This window comes from Borrelia sp. A-FGy1 (assembly GCF_014084025.1).
In the GTDB taxonomy this organism is placed as follows: domain Bacteria; phylum Spirochaetota; class Spirochaetia; order Borreliales; family Borreliaceae; genus Borrelia.
Window position 1 is genome coordinate 901,167 of sequence record NZ_CP043682.1, and the last position, 17,317, is coordinate 918,483.

12 protein-coding genes are annotated in these 17,317 nt (G+C 28.7%); 6 read left to right on the forward strand and 6 right to left on the reverse strand.

The window, feature by feature from the left end:
- Positions 1–4: 4 nt before the first annotated feature.
- Both uvrA and F0310_RS04170 read left to right on the forward strand, forming a co-directional pair.
- Entirely contained in the window at positions 5–2,866 is a 2,862-nt protein-coding gene (gene uvrA / locus F0310_RS04165; protein WP_182117669.1) for an excinuclease ABC subunit UvrA, read from the forward strand.
- Positions 2,821–6,285 carry an LPS-assembly protein LptD gene (locus F0310_RS04170; RefSeq protein ID WP_182117670.1) on the forward strand — a complete coding sequence of 1,155 codons (3,465 nt, stop codon included), beginning with the start codon at positions 2,821–2,823 and terminating at the stop codon, positions 6,283–6,285. Before uvrA ends, F0310_RS04170 begins: the two co-directional genes overlap by 46 nt.
- Before the next feature lie 57 nt (positions 6,286–6,342).
- Here the strand turns inward: F0310_RS04170 and F0310_RS04175 are convergent, their stop codons facing one another.
- Genes F0310_RS04175 through F0310_RS04185 form a run of 3 tightly spaced genes read right to left on the reverse strand, consistent with a single transcriptional unit; the run spans position 6,343 to position 9,090 of the window.
- Positions 6,343–6,876, reverse strand: a complete 534-nt coding sequence (locus F0310_RS04175; protein ID WP_182117671.1) for a hypothetical protein — start codon at positions 6,874–6,876, stop codon at positions 6,343–6,345.
- Positions 6,877–6,891: 15 nt separating this feature from the next.
- On the reverse strand, positions 6,892–7,485 hold the full coding sequence (locus F0310_RS04180) for a ribonuclease H1 domain-containing protein (RefSeq protein WP_182117672.1): 594 nt from the start codon (positions 7,483–7,485) through the stop codon (positions 6,892–6,894).
- 12 nt (positions 7,486–7,497) lie between these two features.
- Complete coding sequence (locus F0310_RS04185; RefSeq protein ID WP_182117673.1) at positions 7,498–9,090, reverse strand: hypothetical protein; 1,593 nt, start codon at positions 9,088–9,090, stop codon at positions 7,498–7,500.
- A gap of 136 nt (positions 9,091–9,226) precedes the next feature.
- On the opposite strand from F0310_RS04185, the gene arcA reads away from it, so the two are divergent.
- From arcA to arcC, 4 genes are read left to right on the forward strand one after another with little or no spacing between them, the layout of a single operon-like run.
- On the forward strand, positions 9,227–10,456 hold the full coding sequence (gene arcA, locus F0310_RS04190) for an arginine deiminase (RefSeq protein WP_182117674.1): 1,230 nt from the start codon (positions 9,227–9,229) through the stop codon (positions 10,454–10,456).
- 26 nt (positions 10,457–10,482) lie between these two features.
- On the forward strand, positions 10,483–11,466 hold the full coding sequence (gene argF / locus F0310_RS04195) for an ornithine carbamoyltransferase (RefSeq protein ID WP_182117675.1): 984 nt from the start codon (positions 10,483–10,485) through the stop codon (positions 11,464–11,466).
- Between the two features lie 52 nt (positions 11,467–11,518).
- On the forward strand, positions 11,519–12,931 hold the full coding sequence (locus tag F0310_RS04200) for a YfcC family protein (RefSeq protein ID WP_182117676.1): 1,413 nt from the start codon (positions 11,519–11,521) through the stop codon (positions 12,929–12,931).
- A 23-nt stretch (positions 12,932–12,954) separates the two neighbouring features.
- On the forward strand, positions 12,955–13,905 hold the full coding sequence (arcC, locus tag F0310_RS04205; protein ID WP_232535951.1) for a carbamate kinase: 951 nt from the start codon (positions 12,955–12,957) through the stop codon (positions 13,903–13,905).
- Between the two features lie 119 nt (positions 13,906–14,024).
- Here the strand turns inward: arcC and F0310_RS04210 are convergent, their stop codons facing one another.
- The 3 genes from F0310_RS04210 to F0310_RS04215 form a co-directional block, all read right to left on the reverse strand.
- The gene (locus F0310_RS04210) at positions 14,025–14,690 is read right to left on the reverse strand and encodes a hypothetical protein (RefSeq protein ID WP_182117678.1); all 666 of its coding nucleotides are present in this window, start codon (positions 14,688–14,690) and stop codon (positions 14,025–14,027) included.
- 780 nt (positions 14,691–15,470) lie between these two features.
- On the reverse strand, positions 15,471–15,788 hold the full coding sequence (locus F0310_RS05795) for a hypothetical protein (RefSeq protein WP_232535952.1): 318 nt from the start codon (positions 15,786–15,788) through the stop codon (positions 15,471–15,473).
- 47 nt (positions 15,789–15,835) lie between these two features.
- A complete protein-coding gene (locus F0310_RS04215; protein WP_232535953.1) occupies positions 15,836–16,531 on the reverse strand; it encodes a hypothetical protein in 696 nt (231 codons plus the stop codon).
- Positions 16,532–17,317 lie beyond the last annotated feature (786 nt).

The window sequence follows — 17,317 nt, forward strand, 5'->3', positions numbered from 1 at the left end:
TTTTATGCGTAAGGAGTATGAGTTTTTGAATGAAAAAATTACTATCAGAGGCGCTAGAGAGCATAATTTAAAAAATATTGATATTGATATTCCAAGAAATAGCTTAGTAGTGATATCTGGAAAAAGTGGCTCTGGTAAATCATCTTTAGCTTTTGATACAATTTTTGCAGAAGGGCAGAGAAGGTATATGGAGTCTGTATCAGCTTATGCAAGGCAGTTTTTAGGAGTAATGAAGAAACCTAATGTTGACTATATAGGTGGTTTATCTCCTGCTATCTCAATTGAACAGAAAACAATAAGCAATAATCCGAGGTCAACTGTTGGAACAATTACTGAGATCTATGATTATTATAGATTATTGTTTGCAAAAATTGGGAAGCCATATTGTCCAAATGATGGAAGTCTTATAGAAGAACAGTCTTTAGATAAAATAATTAATACTATTTTAAGTTATGCTGAAGGATCTAAGGTTGTTTTATTTGCGCCTGTTGTTATGGGGGCTAAGGGCTCGCACAAGAAAGAGCTTAATAGAATATTAAATCAAGGATTTAATAGGGTAAGAGTAGATTCTAAAGATTATTTAGTAGAAGATGCTATTAATTTAAACTTAGATAAGAATAAAAAACACAATATTGAGATTATTGTAGATAGAATAAAGTTAAGTAGAAATACAAGAATTAGGCTTTCAGATTCGGTTGAAACTGCTTTGTCTGTTTCTAATGGATATTTACGGGTAGAAATTGAAAATAATTTAGAAAAGATAGATAAAATTTTCACGGAGCATAATAGTTGTCCTTTATGTGGATTTTCTCTGCCTGCAATAGAGCCAAGGCTTTTTTCTTTTAATAGTTTATTTGGTGCTTGTAGTGAGTGTTCTGGACTTGGTATTACACTTGAATTTGATTTTGAAAAAATTTGTCCTAATTTAGAGCTTTCTTTTATTGAAGATGCATTCATTACTTTTAAAACTAGTTCTTCTTGGGCTGTAGCAATTTTTAGGGGACTTGCTAATCATTATGGTTTTAATCTAGATACTCCTGTAAAAGATATTCCAGAAAATGTTCTTAGAAAGATTTTGTATGGAACAAATGAAAAAATAAACTTTGTTTATCGATCTAAGGAAATTGAGAATAAGGATATAGACGGCGGGTTTCATTATTCTAAGGAATTTGAAGGTCTTCTTCCTCTTTTAAAAAGGCGTTATCTTACAACAGAGTCTGAAAGTGCTAGGTTATTTTATGAAGGTTTGATGTCCCGCAAGATATGTAATTCTTGTAAGGGCAAGAGATTGAATATTTCTGCTTTATCTGTTAAATTATGTGGGAAAAATATACAGGAGCTTAGTAATCTTTCTGTTATAGATTCTTATTCATTTTTTGAGAATATTAATCTTGATGAAGTTGATATAAAAATTTCTAAGGAAATTTTAAAAGAAATTAAGAATAGGCTTAAGTTTTTGATAGATGTTGGGCTTTCTTATTTATATTTAGATAGAATATCGGGAACTCTGTCAGGAGGTGAGGCTCAACGCATTAGGCTTGCTACTCAAATAGGATCAGCACTTGTTGGGGTTCTTTATGTACTTGATGAGCCTAGTATTGGATTGCATCAAAGAGATAATGAAAAATTGATAAATACTCTTGTCAATTTAAAGAAACTTGGGAATACAATCATTGTTGTAGAACATGATGAACAAACTTTACGTACTGCTGATTATATTGTTGATATTGGACCTGGGTCTGGGATTTATGGTGGGGAAATAGTGGCTAAGGGAATTTTGTCTGATATTTTAAATAATGAGAATAGTCTTACTGGAAAGTATTTGAGTGGTCTACTTAAAATAGATGTTCCAAAAATGAGACGTAAATCAGAAAGAGGGAAAATTGTACTTTTAGGAGCTAATAAAAACAATTTAAAAGATATTGATGTTAGAATTCCTTTAGGGATATTTACTGTGATAACAGGAGTTTCTGGTAGCGGGAAAAGTACTCTTTTAAATGAAGTATTATATCCGGCTCTTGATAGTAGGCTAAAGGGAAATATAAATTATTGTAATGGATTTAAAGATATTATTGGGTATGAGCAGGTTGATAAGATTATTCAGATAAATCAAAAACCAATAGGTAAAACTCCAAGATCAAATCCTTCAACTTATGTTGGACTTTTTACAGAAATAAGAGAACTCTTTTCAAAATTACCAGAGTCTAAAGCAAGAGGATTTAAGGCTGGGAGGTTTTCTTTTAATGTTAAGGGAGGTAGATGTGAAAAATGTCAAGGAGAAGGTTCTTTAAATATTCAGATGCATTTTTTGCCAGATGTTTTTATTCCTTGTGATTTATGTAAAGGTAGAAAATTTAATGAAGAAACTTTAGAGATAAGATATAAGGGTAAAAATATTTATGATGTTTTAGAGATGAGCGTAATTGAGGCTAAAGATTTTTTTGAAAATATTCCAAAATTAAATCATTATTTAAAAGTTTTAGATGAAGTTGGCCTTGGATATATTAAATTAGGCCAAACATCAACAACTCTTTCGGGAGGTGAAGCTCAGCGTGTTAAATTGGCCTTTGAGCTTGCAAAGCGAAGTACAGGAAAAACTTTTTATATTATTGATGAACCAACAACGGGTTTACATTTTGATGATATAAAAAAATTGTTGGAAGTATTGCAGCTTCTTGTTAAGAATGGAAATACTGTAGTTCTTATAGAGCATAATTTGGATGTAATAAAACAGGCAGATTATATAATAGATTTAGGACCTGAAGGTGGACTATCTGGGGGAGATATTATTGTATCTGGAACTCCTGAAGAGGTTTCAAAATGCAAAAGTTCCTATACAGGAATGTTTTTAAAAAAACTTTTGTAGTATTATTAAGCATTTCCAATTTTTTTATCCTTTTTGCTCAAGTAGTTAATGATAATAAAAAACATTATAGTAAAGAAAAGTTAAATTTAATTCAAAAAGCTAATTTAAAGGAGCTTGAACTTTCTAGTGATGAAGATTTAAAAAAATGGGCTTTAAAAGAAGGTATTGAAGAAAAAGATGTTTCTAAGATACGAGAGTTACTATTGAAAAAATTTGGATTATCTCCTGATTTTTTTTCAAAAGATATAGGTAAAGATGGTGGTAGATATAAAATAATAATTAAAAGTACAGATAGTCTTGAAAATTTTACCTATGAGCTTACTAAAGATGAAAATATTATATTTAAAGGAAATGTTAGTCTTGTCATTGAAGATGTAAAAGATAGTAAGAAACATAATATTAAGGGTGATAAAATCATTTTTAATAGAAAAACTAAAAAGCTTTTTGCTAGTGGAAATGTTGATTATGAGCTTGATTTAAACTCTGATGAAAAGTTATATTTTTATGGTAATGAGTTATTTGTTGATTTTGATTCTCAAAATTTTCTTTTAAAGAATGGAATTATTCAAAAGAAAATACATAAAAATTTAATTAATCATGTTGTTTCATTTGGAGGAAAAATTTTAAAGAAGCTGGATAATGATACTAATATATTAGAGAAGGCTTTTATTACAACTAGTAAAGTTCCAGATCCTTACTATTCTATTAGGGCTTCCAAAATATGGGTTTTGCCTTCTGGAGATTTTGGAGTTATAAACGCTGTATTTTACATGGGGGAAGTCCCTATATTATATATACCATTTTTTTTTAAACCAGGTGATAGTTTATTTTTTAATCCGTCTTTAGAATATTCTTTAAGAAAGGGATTTACTCTTTTTAATACTGTCTATTTATTTGGAAAAAAGACTTTTAATAATGAGGATGCTTCTTTCCTAGATTTTGATTTTAATTCAATATATAATTCAAATAAAAATTCTTATATTAGAAATGGTTATTTAACTTATTTTTTTTCTAAAGATGCTATTTCTAAGGTAAATAAGGACTATGTCAAATTGATTTTTGATATTTATTCTAGTTTGGGGTTTTATTTGGGGCTTGATTTTGATGTAAGTGCTACTTTAGATATTTTTAAGACTTTTGAAGGTAATTTTGGTTTAGGGTTTACAAGAAATCTATATAAAAATAGTATCACAGGTAACTATCGACCGTTTAAAGATGAAAACATCGATTATTCTATTTTTAATTTTGATAATTTAAATAAGGGTGACATATTTGGATTTGAGGTACCTTTTAGATATTTATTTAGGACTAAGTCAGAATTTTTAATAAGTGATGCACTTTTTTCAATGGTTTTTGAGCACTATTCAGATCCTTATGTAATGATTGACTTTAAAAATAGATTAGAGAATTCGACTCTTCTTTTCTTTCTTGGATCTCGTAAAAAAGCTTTGGAAAAGCAAGATATGATAAAGACTTTTGATTGGAATTTGTCTTCTTTTTATAATCGAACTTTTGATAATAATACTCTTTTTGATTATAAATTAAATAATATAGGTTTTAGTTTTAAATTGGCAGATTCTAGTAATATTTATGGTACAAATCCTTTGATAAAGCCAAAAGATATTGAAGATCCAACTAGAAAATGGTTTTATTTAGAGAGAGTTTATATTCCTTATGTTGATATCAATTTTCAAAAAGATCTTTACAATAATAGTTGGGCTTCTTTTTCAGATAATAAGAATGAAGAGATAATTATGACCCCAAAAGTTAAAGATATTGGAGAAGAAGGAAATGATATCCAAAATAAAAAAAGTAAAGATGTTGATAAAAAACTTAAAGGAAGAAATGATTTAAGTAAAGATTTATATTTGTCGCCTGAAATGATTACATCAAATGATATTAATCATACAGATTCTTTTTATATTAGAATTGGAATTAATCCTTACTTTAAAAATAACATATTTTTTGATGATTCTAAAGTCGAATCTCCTCAAGATTTTAAATATGCTGTAAAAAGCTATTTATTTGATATTAAAAGTAAAATAGATTTAAAGTTTCATGCTGATTTTTATAATCGACTTATTACTTTTGAAGAAGTTATATACTTAAATACAGATGAGTATAATCCTTTAGATAAAGATTATAATTTAGTAGAAAAAGATAAGAAAGGAGAGCATTCAATTATTAATAAAATAAATTTAGACTTATTACCTTTTATTAGATATCCTGCTTTTTCTAGAAGTAGTATTAAAATTGAGAATAAAATTACTCTTTATTCATTTGACAAAAAGTATGATAGAGAAGTTAAGGTTCTAGATGGAAAGAGTGGGAGCGTCTTTTGGAATAGTCCTGAAACTCTTTATCAAGAATTAAATATTAATTTGATTTATGATTACGGATATTTTAGTACTAACCTTTCAAGTTTGATTAAGAATACCTTTGAAAATATGCATGCTTCTTCTGAGCTTAAGTTTTCTTTAGAATTTCCTTATTTATTACAAGAGTTAGGTATTGGAGTAAAATATGATAAAAAATTTAAGGAAGAGTATAAAACTAAACTCATAAATAGAACTGTTGGTACAGAGCCTTTAAGACCAGGCTCTCCTTATAAAGGTTTGGAAATGGGCCCTGCTTTATATTATAAGATAGAGCCTAAATATTTAGATTATTTTAAGGTTGCTTTGTTAGTTGCCTATGATCCTTTGATTAATAGGATGTCTGAGCTTTCCTTTAAGTTAAATGCTTATGATTTTCAGCTTACATTTGGAATGAAGGATGAGTTTGAGTATAAATATGATAAATTTATAGGTGATTTTTTAAGGGTAGGAACTACTACTAAACTTGTTCCTTATGTTTTAAGCTCTCAGTATAAGAGAGATTTATATACTTTTAAATTTTTTGATGAAAAATTTTCAGTTGGACTTGGAATAAACGTTGGTTGGAAAATTAATTTGCAAAAATTTATTGATGATAATGAACTTTGGGCAGAATTTAGCTTTAAATTTAAATATACTGAATTTTTTGAATTGTATTTTTCTACTCGTTCTATTAATACAAAGACTTTTAGATATTTTGGAAAATATATGAATCAGGCTGGACTTGCAACAGTCAATATTTTTTCAGATTTATTTAAGTCATTTAATTTCTTTAATTTACAAGATAGAAAAGCTTCATTATTCAAGATTAAAAAAATTAGTACAGGCTTTAAATTTAATTTTTATGATTGGAAGTTTGTAGGTGAGTATGATTTAAATCCTGATATCTTAAAGGATTCTAGTAGCAATAGGTATTCTTCTATTTGGAGGAATAATTTTTCAATTTATGTTTCCTGGAATTTCTTCGAGCCTATTAAGACATCATTTGAAAGTAATTCAAGCACGGATTATGAACTTTTAATTAATCGTGAAACTAGAAAATAATATTCTTATTAAGGTTTAAGCTGAATATACTTATTTTAATAAATGATCATGAACATATTAAGAATTAGATTTTGGAATTTTTGATATTAGTATATTGATAGTTTTGTTTGTATCAATATTGGCTTTAACTATGTTAAGTTTTAGAATAGCTGGATATGTAATTTGCTTAAATGAATAGCTATGTGCTTCTGATTTATTGGATGAAATTTGATTGTTTTTATTAGATATCCCTAATAAAAACAATGTAAATTCTTGAGAAGTTTCAGGTCCAATAAAAAATTCTTTATATTTATTGTTATATTGTTCTATGTTATTTATTAATTTAATATCGTCTTTTATTGTAACAATATTTTTGGAATTTAAGCTTGTGTGTTGCCAGTTTATTTTTACTATTTCTTGGCTTCTATTTGTAAGGTTGATATAGATGTATTCATTTTCTGCTTTAATAGCATTTATACTAATATATTTTGCATGGGATTCTAGAATATCAAACTTTGTTTCATATTCTTTTTTAAAATCTATTGTAGTGCATGAAGTTATAGATAATAGTGTACATATTATTTTAGTAATAGATTTTATATATAGATTCACTTATAAAGTATTAATTCATCTTTTATGAAAGCCAAGATCTGCAATATTATTATCTCCAGAAATAAATAGTATTTCTCCACCTTTGTTTTCAAAATCATTTCTTAGTTTGATAATATTTTTGATTAGCTTAATAGTAGTTTCTTTTAATTTTTTATTGTAAAATCCTTTGGACCAATAATCGATTACTAGTTTGCTGTCTCCGTATATATTTTTTACATTTTCCTTTAATGCTATTTTTAGTGCAATATATAGACCAAGAAGTTCTCCATAATTATTGCTAATTCCTTCAAAATCTTTTACATAATAATTGTTATGTTTGTTAATTAAACTTTGGTCTATTATTTTATTCAATATTGATATACCTTTTTCATTGACAACTCTTATTTCTACGCCTTTTCCTCTTCCAGTTCCTGAATCAAAGTATATTCCTACTGGATAAGTAGTATTTCTATTAGAGCCTTTTGTTAGCCAGTTTTCTGCTTCTTCTTTTGTCTTAAAACTTTTTATTTTGTTTTTTTTCCCTATAATTTTATTTTTACATTCTTCCCAAGATGTAAGAATAGTTTTTTCATTTTTATCAGTCAAGATGCATGCATAATATTTTTTCATATTGAATTTAAATTAACCTCCTAAGCACCAAACATTAGTTATGTTACAAGGTTTGCCAAAAATTTTTTCATTTGAGCGCTTTATTTCTATTTTGTCTACTATTTCTTTATTATATCCTATAAACTTTTCTTTAAGAGTTGGTTTAATGATTCTTTTTGGTAATACACTTGGGAATATGCCTGTTATTGTATATGACATGTAAAAATCATAGGCAGCTGCATTTATTTCTCCAGGTGTTACTATGCCGGATATTTCATAGTTCCTTGATACATTAAGTCCAGCTACTCTGTATATTCTATCAACTACCAATGAACAATAAGTTTTATGATGAATATCTTCAAGGTTAAATGAGTCAGCCCACATATTAGAAGAAAGTAGTGGAACCATATATCCAAAATTATTGTCAACATATCTATTTCTTCCAAAATTTATTGCCTTTTGGATAGTTTTTGTATCTGTTATAGGTGATAATATTTTTAATATTCTTGCTTGTACATAAGTCGAGAGTTTTTCATATCCAGATCCTTGGACAGATGCTGTTTCAAATTTAATTTGATTGCTTGTAATTACAGATTTTATATCAAAGCTATCTTCTCCTTTAAATGTAAATTTTTTTGTATTATCATACTTATTGGAATCGAATACTCCTACGTGTTGCCAAAAATAAAAAAATTCAGTCCAGTCGATTTTTGGTTTTATTAGTAATATATCTCCATTTGATAAAAGTGATCTTAGTTTCTGTGGTGTTATTTCTGAGTTTGTATCTGGGTCTATTATATTAGGGATTAAGTTATGATTGTTTTTGAAATTTAAATTTTTCTTTGATTGTGTTGAATTGTAAGAATTATTGTTTTCATCAGCAATTTTTTGTTTTTGAAGTATTTCTTTTATTTTGTTATTTTCAATTTTGAGAAAAAACATAAAGCGAATAAAGTATTGTTTATCTTTAAATTTTAATAATTGATTTGCTATTATGTGCGGAGTTATGTACTCTTTTCCATTTATTATATCTTTAGTTATAGAATAATTTATTGTGTCCTCTTTAGGAAAAAAAGAATTAATGTCTTTAAAAGGTATGTATCCTATATTTTTTTCGTGAAATATTTGTTCTAGCAACACTAAAATTTCTTTTTCTAGATACATTTGTGTTTCAGTTATTTCTGTTAATCTTTTACTAGCTGAATTTGAGTAAGTTTCGCTGGATTTTTTTATGAAGCTTGTGTCAATTTTGATATTTAAATATCCATTTATATTACTTTTTTCAAGAAATAATTTCCATTCTTGTGAGTTGTTTAGATGATTTTTATAGGCTAGTAGATAATTTTTTATTTCTTCTAATTTTTGAGGATTGATTTTTAATTCGATTGCCATCATTTTTAATGAATGGGGTTCTTCTGTTTGTTGTAATATTTTTTCGATTTTATTTATAGGTATATGATATTGAGTATGTGTCATATTAGTTACAATAGAAGGGCCAGAGATCGATTTATGTGTAAGAAATATGTTAGAATCAGTATAATTTTTTTGCGGACTATTTTTGAATAAAGCACAAGAATTTGCTAGTAAACAAATTACTAAGTTCAATATATATCGAAGATATTGCATGTTATTATTTTATCATATTTGATTAAATATTTTTTATAATAATTTTTATAATTTTTAATTATATTGATTTTTTATTATTTAAATTTTAATATGTAATTTAATTAAAAATTATTAACTTTTATAAAGGGGTTTTATTATGAAGTATTTAAAACCAATTAATGTATTTTCAGAAATAGGTCATTTAAAAAAAGTTTTGTTACATAGGCCTGGAGAAGAATTGGAAAATTTGACACCTTCAATAATGCATAGGTTATTGTTTGATGATATTCCTTATCTTGAAGTTGCCAGACAAGAACACGATGCTTTTGCAGATACTTTGAGAAATAATGGAGTTGAGGTTATCTATATTGAGGATTTAATTAGTGAAACTATTTCTAGTGATGATAAAATTAAAGATAAATTTATATCTCAGTTTATTCTTGAAGCAGGGATTAGAACAGAAAATAAAACTAAAGCTTTAAAAGATTATTTTTGTAATATGACTGTTAAAAATCTGATTTCAAAGATGATAGCGGGAGTTACTAGAGATGAATTTAAGAATTATAAATCAGATTCTCTTAATTATTTGGTAAACAGTGAATATCCTTTAATTACGGAACCTATGCCTAATTTACTATTTACTAGAGATCCTTTTTCAAGTATTGGTAATGGAGTGACAATAAATAGAATGAAATTTAAAACAAGAAGGAGGGAAACAATATTTGCAGACTATATTTTTAAGCATCATCCTATTTATAAAGAGAATGTACCTATATTGTTTACTAGAGACGAAGATACTACTTTAGAAGGTGGTGATGAGTTAGTTTTAAGTCGAGATGTTTTGGCTATTGGTATTTCTGAAAGAACTGAGTCTGAATCTGTTGAAAAAGTAGCTAAAAAAATTTTTAAAGCAAAAGCGTCTTTCAGTACTATTTTGGCTTTTCAAATACCACAAAGTAGAGCTTATATGCACTTAGATACAGTTTTTACTCAAATAGATCGTAGTACCTTCACGAGTTATAGCAATGATGACATGAGATTTACTATTTATGCTTTAACTTATAATGAGGACTCTGGGGATATTAGAGTTAATATTGAGAAAGCAAAATTAGAAGATATTTTAGGTTTCTATCTTGGATCTAAAGTTAATATAATAAATTGCGCTGGAGGAGATTTAATCCATGGGGCAAGAGAACAGTGGAATGATGGTGCTAATACTTTAGCAATAGCTCCGGGAAAAGTTATAGTTTATTCTAGAAATCATGTTACTAATAGATTACTTGAAAAATTTGGAATTGAAGTCCATGAAATTCCTTCTGGTGAGCTTTCAAGAGGAAGAGGTGGCCCAAGATGTATGGCAATGCCTTTAATAAGGGAAGATATTTAATTTTTTAATTAAGGGAGGAAAGATTTATGTATAACTTACGAAACAGAAGTTTTTTAAGACTTTTGGATTTTACTCAGAAGGAAGTTGAATATTTACTTGAGTTGTCTCATAGCTTAAAAAAAGCTAAGTATACTGGAAATGAAGAGCAGAAACTTAAGGGAAAGAATATAGCTATTATTTTTGAAAAAGATTCAACAAGAACAAGGTGTGCATTTGAGGTTGCTGCTTATGATCAAGGAGCTAGGGTTACTTATTTGGGACCAACTGGCAACCAAATAGGAAAAAAAGAGTCAATTTCTGATACCGCAAGAGTATTGGGAAGAATATATGATGCTATCGAGTTTAGAGGATTTTCTCAGCGGGCTGTAGAAGATTTAGCTAAGTACTCTAATGTTCCGGTTTATAATGGGCTAACAGATATTGCTCATCCTACACAGGTGCTTGCTGACTTTATGTCTATTGAAGAGCATAAAGGATGTTTGAAAAATTTGAAAATTGTTTTTTGTGGGGATGGAAGAAATAATGTTGCTAATTCTTTGATGGAAGGATGTGCTTTAATGGGAATGGATTTTAGGATATTTGCCCCAAAAGAGCTTTTTCCAGATTCAGAATTGATAAACAGAGTAATAGACATAGCGGATAAGAATGGGGGTAGCATTACTATTTCTAGTTCTATAGAAGAAACAGTAAAAGATGTAGATATTGTTTATACTGATGTCTGGGTATCTATGGGGGAGTTTAATTGGGATGAAAGAATAAGGCTTCTAAAACCATATCAAGTTAATAAGGAACTTATGAAATTATCAAAGGAAGATGCGATATTTATGCATTGTTTACCTGCTTTTCATGATTTAGATACAGTGCTTGGCAAGGAAATATTTGACAAATATGGACTTGAGGGCATTGAAGTTACAGATGATGTTTTTGAGAGTAGTCAATCTATTGTATTTGATGAGGCTGAAAATAGATTACATACTATCAAGGCTTTAATGATTGCAACTTTGGGATAGTTTTATTTATATCCTTTTAGGAAAATGTATGAGATATGTTAGGAGGGATAACATGATTGGGAAAATTAAATTTCCAAGTAGTTTTACAATAATATTTTCTTTAATAGTATTTATGACGATATTGACTTATGTACTTCCTGCCGGTGAGTTTTCTAAAGAGACAAGAGTGGTCAATGGAAGTACTAAAGAGGTTATTATATCTGGAACTTATCATACAGTGGAAAGACCTTCTAGGGGATTTTTTGATGGTATTTATACTGTTTTAACTTCAATGGCTAAAGGCATGGAGCATGCGGTTGAGGTTATTATATTTATTTTAATTGTTGGTGGATCTTATGGTGTAATTTTAAGAACAGGAGCGGTTGATGCAGGAATAACTGCAGCGATTAGAAAGATGGGAAGTAAAGATAAAATTTTTATTCCTTTTATGATGTTTATTTTTTCAATAGGCGGGACCACAACAGGAATGTGTGAAGAAACACTTCCATTTTATCTTGTTATGATTCCTTTAGTATTAGCCTTAGGCTATGATATGATAGTAGCTGTTTCAATTATTGGATTGGGTGCTGGTATAGGTACCATGGCATCTACTATTAATCCATTTTCAACAGGAATTGCATCAGCAATTGCTGGGATTGATTTAAATGATGGGTTTTATTTTCGTCTTATTTTATATGTGGTGTCTACTTTGATTGCAATAATATATGTTTTAGTGTATGCATTGAAAGTAAAGAAAGATCCTACTAAATCTATTGTATACACACAAAGAGAGGAGCATTATAATGTATTTATTAAAGACAGTGAGAATAGTATTGGAGTTAATGTATCATCATTTACAAATGAGCGTAAAATAGTTTTATTTTTATATGGAGTAATGGTTTTATTTTTGATGTATAGTATTATACAACTTGGTTGGTGGATGCAAGAGATGACTATGTTGTATCTTGGTACAGCAATACTTTCCGCTGTTGTTTGTAAGATGAGCGAATCTCAGATGTGGGATGCATTTATAGAGGGAGCTAAAGATATGATGACAGCTGCTATTATTATTGGGATAGCTAGAGGAGTTATGATAGTAGCTGATGATGGATTAATTACAGCTACAATATTAAATGCAGCAGCTGAATTTTTATACGGGTTACCAAAAGCTTTGTTTATAGTTTTAAATGAGATTGTTCAAATATTTACAGGATTCATTATTCCATCTTCTTCTGGACATGCAAGTCTTACGATGCCAATAATGTCACCTTTGGCTGACTTTTTGGAAGTTCCAAGGTCATCTGTTGTTATTGCTATGCAAACAGCATCTGGACTTGTGAATTTAATAACTCCTACTGGAGTTATAATGGCAGTTTTAGGAATTGCAAGATTAGGGTATGGAAGTTGGTTTAAATTTGTTTTGCCATTATTTATTATTGAATTTATAGTATGCATTTTAGTAATAATGGCCAGTGTTTATATTTAAATTATAAGAGGAGTATGTGTAAAATGGATAGCAAAAAGATTGTTGTATGTCTTGGGGGAAATTCTTTAGAGTATGGAGTGGGGGAAACAACAGCAGAGAGACAGTTGGAAATTATAAGGAAGAGTGTTGTAGGAATTGTGGATTTAATTGAGAGTGGATATGATGTAATTATTAGTCATGGCAATGGACCGCAAGTGGGTAGGATAGTGCTTCAGAATGAATTGGCTAGACATGAAACTCCTATTATGCCGTTTGATGTATGTGGAGCTATGAGTCAAGGAATGATAGGATATCATATTGAACAGGCGTTGAGAAATGAGTTTAATGAACGAGGAATAATTAAAGATGTTGCTGCTTTGATTACTCAAGTAATAGTAGATAGGGAAGATAAAGGGTTAAAGGAACCTAGTAAGCCGATTGGCCCATTTTATGATAAAGCTACAGCATTGGAACTTGAGAAAAATAAGGGGTATGTTTTGCGAGAAGATAGCTGTAGGGGCGGCTATAGAAGAATAGTAGCTTCACCAATGCCAGTAGAGATAATAGAGACTGAAGTAATAAGGGAATTAATTAGGAATAAATTTGTAGTTATTGCATGCGGTGGAGGTGGGGTGCCTATTGCGAGAGATTTGAAAGGAAATATTGAAGGAATAAGTGCAGTAATTGATAAAGATTTTGCATCATCTAAATTAGCACAGGATATACAAGCTGATATTTTAATTATAATTACAACGGTCGATAAGGTATCTTTAAATTTTGGTAAAGCAGATGAGGTTTTATTAGACGAAGTTAATACTATAGAGATGGAGAAGTATATAAGTGAGGGACATTTTGAATCAGGGTCTATGTTGCCTAAAGTTAAAGCTAGTGTGGACTTTGTAAAGTCTAGCTCAGGAAGATTGGCTGTTATTACATCAATTAATAATCTCACTAAAGAAATAGGTAATATTAAAGGCACTATTATTAGAGATTAATTTTAAAGTTGATTTTATTGCTATATCAAATATTGAAAGCTGTTTTTAATAAGAGGGTATTTCTAAAATAGTCCCTTACAGAAGACTACCTTAGAAATATATGTAGTAATTGGAGTTAACTATCCAATGCGCATAATGCGGTTTTTGTTATCATTATTAGCTTCTATTATTATTGGAGAAAATCCTTCTAAAAATTTATTTTTCATTACTTCTAATGATGATTTGTGTCCTTCTTTGTTAACCCATTCTCCGTATTTTCCCCAGTATTCCTTTATCTTTTGTATATGGTTTTCTCTGTTAGGACTAAAATCTAATCTTTTGATGGCTTCCTTCATTTTTCCTCTAGCCCAGATTAGTACAGTATTTACTTTTATTGATGTATTTCTTTCGATTTCTTGTCTTTCACGTTCTTGTCTTTCACGTTCTTGTCTTTGTTTACGTGCCTGTCTCAATATTTCTGAGTGAATGCTGTATTCAGTAGTATCGTCGGTGTCATCATTTTTTTCTATATTATTATCTCTTGATACTACATTTTTAAGAATAACTTGTTGCTGAGTTTCTTCTTTTGTAGTCCTTGAATTTTTTTCCTTTAATAATTTCTTTTCAAGATTGTATTTTTGTTCAGACTCTTTAGAGGAGAGAGTTGATTTGATTTTTTGATTATTAGTTTTTGGAGTAGATTCAGTAAACTTATCCATGTATTCTTTTAACTGAGGACTAAATTCGCAACTAAAAAATAAAATTAATACAGCAATAAACAATAATTTTGTAAATAAATTATTCAAAGTTATCTCCTTTAATTTAATTAATATCTATTATTTAATAATATTGATTAAATATATTTTTGTCAAATGTTGTTAAATAAAATTATTTATCTTATCAGTAAATTTGTTATGAGTTTCTCTCTTAGGTAGTCTGTTAGAAAAAAGAAATGAAGTTAATAATTAAAGTATTAAAGTGAGTAATTTTATATCATTAAAATTCTATAAAAATTCTATGTAACACTATAAAATAGCGATGGAGCTTAAAGGATCTTAAATAAATATAGAACTAGAAATTTAGTTGGTGGTATTAAAAATTGAACAAGAAGAAGTAACTATCAGTGAATATGTATATAATGACAAGTATATATTTAGCTTCTATTATTATTTATTTACTAATGTTTACTAATAAATTATTTTCATATCTGATCAGTTAGAGATTAAATCTTCTTTGTGATAATCATACGGATATTATTCAACATTTTTGTTATTAGTTATATCTTAATTATCTGTAATAAAATCTTTATGTCTTTTGATGTATCATTTTATAAATATGGATTTTTGTTAATGAATAATAATTATAATTTTATCTTTTTAAATATTAATATTTTAATATTAATAACAACGTAAAAAAATATTCTTCTTACCTATATAAGTATTACCTAAACTTAAGGGAGGGGCCCTATTGATATTATCAGGAGTCTCCTCCTAAATTTCATAGAAATTATAGGTAACAAATAATTTGTTATTTTTAGTTAAGATAAGCAAGTTTCTAATTCTAATCTTAGCCTAATTGTTTTTATATCAATTATTTAACCCTTTTATTTTGACCCTTTTATAAACAGTGTATAGCTTGTCAATAGCAGCAGTCATTCTTTTTACCTCTTCTCCTTTATAATTACTAGCAAACATTTTTGCTCTTGCAAACCCATCTTCAAATGTGACGTAAGTCATACTAGAAATAGGACCTACAATAACGCTAGCAGCGTTATCTCCTTTTCCATTAGCATATTCCTTAGCAACAGCATTAAACTCAAAAACAGCTTGTCTAAATTCGCTAGAAGATAACCTAGAAGCTATAATGGCAAAAGCATTAGCATAAGTTATACTAGCTATTTCCATGGTCTTTTTAATAACAGGAAGAACGTCTGCAACTATTTTTAAATAGTCTATATTTTTTTCTTCTTATCTTCAGCAGCACTTTGAGCTGCTGCATAGTCATTTTCTATCTCTATCCTACATTCAGCCTCGCTAGCTTTGCTTACAGCTTTCTTGTACTCAGCAATTGTATCATCTAAAGTTTTAGTGTTATAAATAGGCACTGCACTCTTTAGCATCTTGCTAAGTTTAGTATAATCTTGGTCTAGATTTAATTTTTCTAGATCAGCAATAGCTTGTTTACGTTCTGCAGAAGGACCTGAACTAAAACACCCAATGCGATACGTATCACAGCTGCCGTAGGTAGCAATGGTATTATAATGTCTTGTATATTTGTTATAAATAGAAATTAGAATATATTGATATGATATAGTTTTATAAAGAAAAGTATAAAGATTTTTATTATCTTCTTCAGTTAACTTACCTTTATTTTCTTGCTTATCTATACTAGGACCAACACTATAAGCAGAGGGAGCATCGGCAAGCATGTCAGTGCTAGTCTCATTCTTTTTATCTTCACCTATAGCATCACTTGTACTTTCATCTTGCTTGCTAGAAGAAGCATCCAAGGCTAGATTACTAATACTACTAGCCGCATCAAAAAAAGAATCTGTTTCTTTACGTGAGCTATTATTTCCAAAAAACTTGCAAGACACAAGCAAAATTGTTGCTAGAAGTAAAATGCAGATATTGCTTCTTTTTTTCATTAATATCCTCTCCTTTTTCTTTAATTACTAACCTAAGTATTATTTTTATTATAAATCAAGTTAGAGGTAAAGAGTTTCTAAATAGTTATAAGAGATAGCTAATTAAGCTTAAGAATTATTAAGGTTATTAAGATTTAACCCTTCTATAAGCAGCTGATAGTTTATCAATAGCATTAACCATTTTATTTGCTTCTCCCACTTAGCATTACGAGCAAACCTTTTTGCATTAGCAAACCATCAATCTTCAAGTGTAGGATGAGCAATGCCTGCAATAGCACCTACAATAACCTCTAGCTGTTTTTAAACAAATTATGTTTTTTTCTTTTCTCTTCGTTAATTTTTAAATAGTCATTTACTGCCCTTATTCTTCCTTCAGCCTTACTAGCCTTATTTATAGCTTTCTTATACGCCGAAATTGCATCATCTAAAGAGGTGTTTTATAATCAGGTATAGCATTCTTTGGAATAATCTTGCTAAGCTTAGCATATTCTTTTTCTAGCTTTTTGTTTTCTAAGTCAGCAAGAGCATAGCTACGTATTTTAGAAAATCTAAAACATCCAATACTACAAATACTACAATCAGTATAAGTATCAATAGTTCTATAAGAGCTTATATACTTAGCATAAGTGAACTGCTGTTTCTAATAAAGAAAGAATATAGAAATAGCTTCTTGTATCTATCCAAAATAGCTTTTTAGGCTCTTTAAAGAGCGGTAATCCACTAGAGCATGATCTGCAAGCTTTACTTTAGGCAGTTCCTGACTTAGTTTTTATTTCTTTATAATAA

Coding starts and splice junctions, on each gene's coding strand:
- F0310_RS04180 (WP_182117672.1), bottom strand. CDS start 7,485: ATGAAAAAATATTATGCATGCATCTTGACTGATAAAAATGAAAAAACT.
- uvrA (WP_182117669.1), top strand. CDS start 5: ATGCGTAAGGAGTATGAGTTTTTGAATGAAAAAATTACTATCAGAGGC.
- arcA (WP_182117674.1), top strand. CDS start 9,227: ATGAAGTATTTAAAACCAATTAATGTATTTTCAGAAATAGGTCATTTA.
- F0310_RS04170 (WP_182117670.1), top strand. CDS start 2,821: ATGCAAAAGTTCCTATACAGGAATGTTTTTAAAAAAACTTTTGTAGTA.
- F0310_RS04215 (WP_232535953.1), bottom strand. CDS start 16,531: ATGAAAAAAAGAAGCAATATCTGCATTTTACTTCTAGCAACAATTTTG.
- argF (WP_182117675.1), top strand. CDS start 10,483: ATGTATAACTTACGAAACAGAAGTTTTTTAAGACTTTTGGATTTTACT.
- F0310_RS04185 (WP_182117673.1), bottom strand. CDS start 9,090: ATGCAATATCTTCGATATATATTGAACTTAGTAATTTGTTTACTAGCA.
- arcC (WP_232535951.1), top strand. CDS start 12,955: ATGGATAGCAAAAAGATTGTTGTATGTCTTGGGGGAAATTCTTTAGAG.
- F0310_RS05795 (WP_232535952.1), bottom strand. CDS start 15,788: ATGGAAATAGCTAGTATAACTTATGCTAATGCTTTTGCCATTATAGCT.
- F0310_RS04200 (WP_182117676.1), top strand. CDS start 11,519: ATGATTGGGAAAATTAAATTTCCAAGTAGTTTTACAATAATATTTTCT.